Annotated in this window: 4 protein-coding genes; 2 read left to right on the top strand and 2 right to left on the bottom strand. The window is 75.6% G+C overall.

Annotated features, from left to right (window positions below):
* Nucleotides 1–342 precede the first annotated feature (342 nt).
* Together WDV06_RS22385 and WDV06_RS22380 are read left to right on the top strand one after the other, a co-directional pair.
* Nucleotides 343–3,057 (top strand): alpha/beta fold hydrolase, encoded by a 2,715-nt coding sequence (locus tag WDV06_RS22385; protein ID WP_395511548.1) that lies wholly within the window; start codon nt 343–345, stop codon nt 3,055–3,057.
* Nucleotides 3,054–3,947, top strand: a complete 894-nt coding sequence (locus tag WDV06_RS22380) for an ABC transporter permease (RefSeq protein WP_395511547.1) — start codon at nt 3,054–3,056, stop codon at nt 3,945–3,947. The genes WDV06_RS22385 and WDV06_RS22380 overlap by 4 nt, the downstream gene beginning before the upstream one ends.
* A 69-nt stretch (nt 3,948–4,016) precedes the next feature.
* On the opposite strand, the gene WDV06_RS22375 is transcribed toward WDV06_RS22380, so the two are convergent.
* Together WDV06_RS22375 and WDV06_RS22370 are read right to left on the bottom strand one after the other, a co-directional pair.
* Nucleotides 4,017–4,988, bottom strand: coding sequence for a D-2-hydroxyacid dehydrogenase family protein (locus tag WDV06_RS22375; protein WP_395511546.1), 972 nt, complete (start codon nt 4,986–4,988; stop codon nt 4,017–4,019).
* A complete protein-coding gene (locus tag WDV06_RS22370) occupies nt 4,985–5,935 on the bottom strand; it encodes an aldo/keto reductase (protein ID WP_395511545.1) in 951 nt (316 codons plus the stop codon). Before WDV06_RS22370 ends, WDV06_RS22375 begins: the two co-directional genes overlap by 4 nt.
* Nucleotides 5,936–6,049: the final 114 nt, after the last annotated feature.

Raw genomic sequence — 6,049 nt, 5'->3', positions numbered from 1 at the left:
GGCCAACACGGCCCCCCGCCGCCGCCCGGCGGCGCGGCCCGTAGGGGCAGGCGGCGGCCGGGCCGCGTCGGACGGCTCGGGAGGCAGTCCCGGGCCGCCGGCGGAACAGGGCGCCGGGGCCGGACGCCTGCGGGGCCGCGTCGGACGGGCCCGGGCGGGAGGCCCCGGGAGGGGGCCGGGGGGAGGTTCCGGGAGGGGGTCGGGGGGAGAGGTTCCGGGTTCGTGGGGGCGGTCGGATACCGCAGGTGCGGTACGCAGGGCCGCGCGGGTAGTCCTGGAGAAGGGGCGGGGCTCCCCCTGAGGGAGCTCGGGACGGGCGATCACGGGCCTTAGGGTTCCCCCATGAAGCTCCGACTGCCCCGGCGGCCCCGGGACCGCCTGCTCGCCGGCGCCGCCGCACTCGCGGTCCTCGCCGGTGCCGGAACCTGGACGGCCGCGGCCGCCTCCGGAGACGGGCCGGCCGTGCACCGCCAGGACCAGGTCCTGCGGATGCCCGGCACGGACGGAAACGGTTCCGCCGACATCGACACCTCCTTCTTCACCGCCGGGGAGGCCGCGAACCGCCGTCCGGCCGTCCTCCTCGGCCACGGCTTCGGCGGCAGCAAGGACGACGTGCGCGCCCAGGCCGAACGCCTCGCCCGCGACGGGTACGCCGTCATGACCTGGTCGGCCCGCGGGTTCGGCCGGTCCGGCGGGCGCATCGGACTGAACGACCCCGAGCACGAGGTCAAGGACGTCTCCGCGCTCATCGACTGGCTGGCCCACCGCCCCGAGGTGCGCCTCGACGCCGACGGCGACCCGCGCGTGGGCGTGGCCGGCGCCTCCTACGGCGGGGCCGTGGCGCTGCTGGCCGCCGGGTACGACCGGCGGGTGGACGCGATCGCCCCGCAGATCACGTACTGGAACCTCGCCGACTCCCTCTTCCCGCAGGGCGTGTTCAAGAAGCTCTGGGCCGGGATCTTCTTCACCGGCGGGGCGGCGGACGGCCTCCAGCCGGCCGGCCGCCCGGCCGGAGCCGCCGGTCCCCCGGAGGCTCCGGCCCCGGGCTGCGGCCGGTTCGAGCCGCGGCTGTGCGCCATGTACGAGCGGGTCGCGGTGGCCGGGAAGCCCGACGCCGAGGCGCGCGAGCTGCTGGAGCGGCGCAGCCCCTCGGCCGTGGGCGACCGCATCAGGGTGCCGGCGCTGATCGTGCAGGGGCAGGACGACTCCCTGTTCCCGCTGGACCAGGCCGACGCCATGGCGAAGGCCATCGCCGCCAACGGCGCCCCGGTCTCCGTGGACTGGGCGGCCGGCGGGCACGACGGCGGCATGCGCGAGTCCGCGCGGATCGAGACCCGGGTGACGGCCTGGTTCGACCGCTACCTCAAGGGGGACGGGAACGCGGACACCGGCCCGGCGTTCCGCGTCTCGCGCACCGGCGGCATCGACTCCACCGACGGGCGCGTCATGGTGCGCGGTGCGAGCGCCGACCGCTACCCCGGGCTCGACTCCGACCCGCGTGCGGTTCCCCTGGCCGGGCGGGAGCAGACCTTCGCGAACCCGGCCGGCGGCGCGCCGCCCGCCCTGTCGGCGCTGCCCGGGATCGGCGGGCAGCTCGCCTCCCTCGGGACCGGCTTCTCGCTGGACTTCCCCGGCCAGAACGCCCGCTTCGAGTCGGAGCCGCTGGCCGCGGAGGTCAGGGTCACCGGGACCCCGGCCATCACCCTGAACCTGAGGTCGACGGCCGCGGACGGCTCGGCCGTGCTGTTCGGCAAGCTGTACGACGTCGGGCCCGACGGGCGCCAGCAGGTCCTGCCGAGCCAGCTCGTCGCCCCCGTGCGGGTGACGGACGCCGGGCAGGGCCGGAGCGTGCGGCTGCGGCTCCCTGCCGTCGACCACGCCTTCCAGGCCGGGCACCGGCTGCGGCTGGTGGTCGCGGCCACCGACCTGGGCTACGCCTCCCCGGCCGAGCCGGCCTCGTACACCGTCTCGGTGCGCGAACCGCTGCTGGTGCCCGTCGCGGACGGGGTGCGGACCGCCACCGCCGGGCTGCCCGGCTGGATCTGGTGGCTGCCGCTGGGCGCGCTGGCGCTGGCGGCCGCCCTCCTCGGCATCCGACGCCCGGGCGGAAGCCCGGCGGCCGCGCCCGATCCCGCGCTGTCCGGGGTGCCGCTCGACATCACCGGACTGACGAAGCGCTACGCGAAGGCACGGGACCGGTACGCCGTGCGGGACCTGTCCTTCCGGGTGGAGCGGGGCCAGGTGCTGGGTCTGCTGGGGCCCAACGGGGCCGGGAAGACCACGACGCTGCGGATGCTGATGGGGCTGATCGCGCCGGACGCCGGGGAGATCCGGGTGTTCGGGCACGCGATCCGTCCCGGGGCGCCGGTGCTGTCGCGGGTCGGGGCGTTCGTGGAGGGCGCCGGCTTCCTGCCGCACCTGAGCGGACGGGCCAACCTGGAGCTGTACTGGCAGGCCACCGGCCGTCCCGCCGAGGACGCGCACCTGGCCGAGGCCCTGGAGATCGCCGGGCTCGGTGACGCCCTGGAGCGCGCGGTGCGCACGTACTCGCAGGGCATGCGCCAGCGCCTGGCCATCGCGCAGGCCATGCTGGGGCTTCCGGACCTCCTGATCCTCGACGAGCCGACGAACGGTCTGGACCCGCCGCAGATCAGGGAGATGCGCGACGTGATGATCCGCTACGCCGCCGGCGGCCGGACGGTGATCGTCTCCAGCCATCTGCTGTCGGAGGTGGAGCAGTCCTGCACCCACCTGGTGGTCATGGACCGCGGCCGGCTGGTGCAGGCCGGTCCGGTCGCCGAGATCACCGGCGGCGGGGACACCCTGCTCGTGGCGCTGGCGGAGCCGGTGGACGAGACGGCCGTCGGGAAGGTCGCGGCGCTGGAGGGCGTCGCGTCCGTGGTCCCCGCCGACGCGGGGCTCCTCGTCCGGCTCGACGGCGTGACGCCCGCCGCGCTGATCGCCGAACTCGTGCGGCTGGAGCTCCCGGTGTCGGCGGTGGGGCCGCACCGCCGGCTGGAAGACGCCTTCCTGACCCTGATCGGAGGTGCGGCATGAACGCCGTAGGGGCCCCGGCGCACGCCGGGGAGACCGCCCGGGAGACCGCGCCCGGCTACCGGCCGGGGCGGACGCTGCCGCTGCGCGTGGAGGCGCTGCGGCAGTGGCGCCGGCGGCGGACGCTGGTGATGGGCGGGGTGCTGGCCGCGCTCCCGTTCGTCATGATCATCGCCTTCGCGGTGGGCGGCGCGGACGACGGCCGGGGCGGGAGCGACGGCCGGGTCGGCTTCATCGACACGGCCACCGCCTCCGGCGCGAACTTCGCCGCGACCTGCCTGTTCGTGTCGGCCGGGTTCCTGCTGGTGGTGCCGGTGGCACTGTTCTGCGGGGACACCGTGGCCTCGGAGGCGAGCTGGTCCTCCCTGCGCTACCTGCTGGCCGCGCCGGTGCCGCGGGCCCGGCTGCTGTGGAGCAAGCTGGTGGTGGCGCTGGGCTTCAGCCTCGCCGCGATCGTGCTGCTGCCGGTGGTGGCGCTGGCCGCGGGCACGGCCGCGTACGGGTGGGGGCCGCTGAAGCTGCCGGCGGGCGGGGCGCTGCCCGCCGGGGACACCCTGGCGAGGCTGGCGCTGGCGGTGGCCTTCGTGTTCGTCTCGCAACTGGTGACGGCCGGGCTGGCGTTCTGGCTGTCGACGCGGACGGACGCGCCGCTGGGCGCGGTCGGCGGGGCGGTCGGGCTGACCATCGTGGGGAACGTGCTGGACGCGGTGACCGCGCTCGGGTCGTGGCGGGAGTTCCTGCCCGCGCACTGGCAGTTCGCCTGGGTGGACGCGCTGCAGCCGCAGCTGGAGTGGGGCGGGATGGCCAAGGGGGCGGTGGTGTCGGTCTCGTACGCGGTGGTGCTGTTCGCCCTCGCGTTCCGGGGTTTCTCCCGCAAGGACATCGTGTCCTGAGACCCCGCCGCGCCTCCGGGGCGGGGCCCTCCCGGCCGTCGGCGGGAGGGCCCCGGTGCGTCCGGTGCGTCAGGGCAGCACGCGTACGGGCGCGCCGTCGAGGAAGGCCAGGACGTCCTCGACCGCCTGGCCGTAGTACGTGGCGTAGTTGTCCCGGGTGACGTAGCCGAGGTGCGGGGTGGCGAGGAGGTTCGGGGCGGTGCGCAGCGGGTGGCCGGCGGGCAGCGGTTCGGTGTCGAAGACGTCGAGTCCGGCTCCCGCGATACGTCCCGTGCGCAGGGCGTCGAGCAGCGCCTCCTGGTCCACGATCGCGGACCGGGAGGTGTTGACCAGGTAGGCGGTCGGCCGCATCAGCGCGAGCTCGGCGGCGCCGATCAGCCCCCGGGTGCGCTCGCCGAGGGCGAGGTGGACGGAGACGAAGTCGCTGTCCGCGAGCAGCGCCTCCTTGGACGGGGCGAGTGCGACGCCCTCGGCTTCGGCCCGCTCCTTGGTCAGGTTGCGGCTCCAGGCCGTCACCTCCATGCCGAAGGCGAGCCCGACGCGGGCCACCCGGCTGCCCATCTTGCCGAGGCCCAGCAGGCCGAGGCGGCGGCCGTACAGGTCGGCGCCGACCGTCTGCTGCCAGGGGCCGCCCTCGCGCAGGGCGGTGTTCTCCGTGACGACGCCGCGCGCGAGGCCGAGCAGCAGCGCCCAGGTGAGCTCCACGGGCGGGGTGGAGGAGCTGGCGGTGCCGCACACCGTCACTCCGGCGCGCTCGGCGGCGGCGTAGTCGATGACGGAGTTGCGCATGCCGCTGGCCACGAGCAGCGTGAGGCGGGGCAACCGCTCCAGCAGGCTCGCGGGGAAGGGGACGCGCTCGCGCAGGGTGACGACGATGTCGTGGTCGGCCAGGCGGTCGGCGAGCGCGTCCTCGTCGTCGAGGTGGTCGGGGTAGGCGACCACCTCCACGCCCCGCGCGGTGACCGGCGACCAGTCGGCGAAGGCCGCGGCCGCGCCCTGGAAGTCGTCGAGCACCGCGCAGCGCAGGGAGGGGGTGCTCATACGGCGTGGGCTCCGGCGACGGCCTCGATCTCGGCCAGCAGCTCCGCTTCCAGCGGGCGGTCGGCGGTGGCCGCGTTGGCGCGCACCTGCGCGGCGGAGGTGGCGCCGGCGATGACGGAGGCGCAGCCGGGCTGGGCCGACAGCCAGCCGATGGCGAGCTCCAGCACGGTGCGGTCGTGCTTCTCGGCGATCGCGGCCAGCGCCTCGACGGTGTCGAGGCGCTCCTCGGTGAGGTAGGAGTCGCGGCCTTCGAGGCGCGAGCCGGACGGGACGGGCGCGCCCCGGCGGATCTTGCCCGTGAGCAGGCCGTTGGCGAGGGGGAAGTAGGGGAGGACGCCGAGGCCGTAGTGGCGGGCCGCGGGGACCAGTTCGCGTTCGGCGGACCGCTCCAGCAGCGACCATTCGTTCTGCGCCGACACGAAGGGCACCGCGCCGGTCTCGCGGGCGGTGTGGGCGGCTTCGGCCAGCTGCCAGCCGCTGAGGTTGGAGTGCCCGATGTAGCGGACCTTGCCCTCGGCGACGAGCTCGGTGAGCGCGGCGAGGGTTTCGGCGATCGGGGTGGCGGGGTCGGGGCTGTGGAGCTGGAGGAGGTCGATGTGGTCGGTCTCCAGCCGGCGCAGGGACTCCTCCACGGCGCGCCGGATGTAGCCGCGCCCGCCGCGGGAGCCGGCGGCGGGGCCGTAGCCCATGTCGACGCCGTCGTAGCCGAACTTGGTGGCCAGGACCACCTGGTCGCGGCGGCCCTTGAGGACCTGGCCGAGGTGGCGCTCGGAGCCGCCCTGGCCGCCGTAGATGTCGGCGGTGTCCAGGAGGGTGATCCCGGAGTCGAGGGCGGCGTCGACGACGGCCCGGGTGGCCTGGAGGTCGAGGCGGCCTCCGAAGTTGTTGCACCCGAGGCCCACGGCGGAGACCAGAAGACCTGAACTTCCCAGGGGCAGGTAACGCATGACGGACCGTCCTCCACTCGGTTGCATGATCGACGAGCGGTCAGTCTAGGCATACCGGCCGGTCGGGGAACACGGCCTGCGGCTCCTGGAGCGTGAACACCGTGCAACGAAGCG

The sequence above is a fragment of the Streptomyces racemochromogenes genome (genome assembly GCF_044129415.1).
Classification (GTDB): domain Bacteria; phylum Actinomycetota; class Actinomycetes; order Streptomycetales; family Streptomycetaceae; genus Streptomyces; species Streptomyces racemochromogenes_A.
The sequence above is the reverse complement of the archived record's forward strand: the minus strand, read 5'-3'. Positions and strand labels throughout refer to the sequence as shown.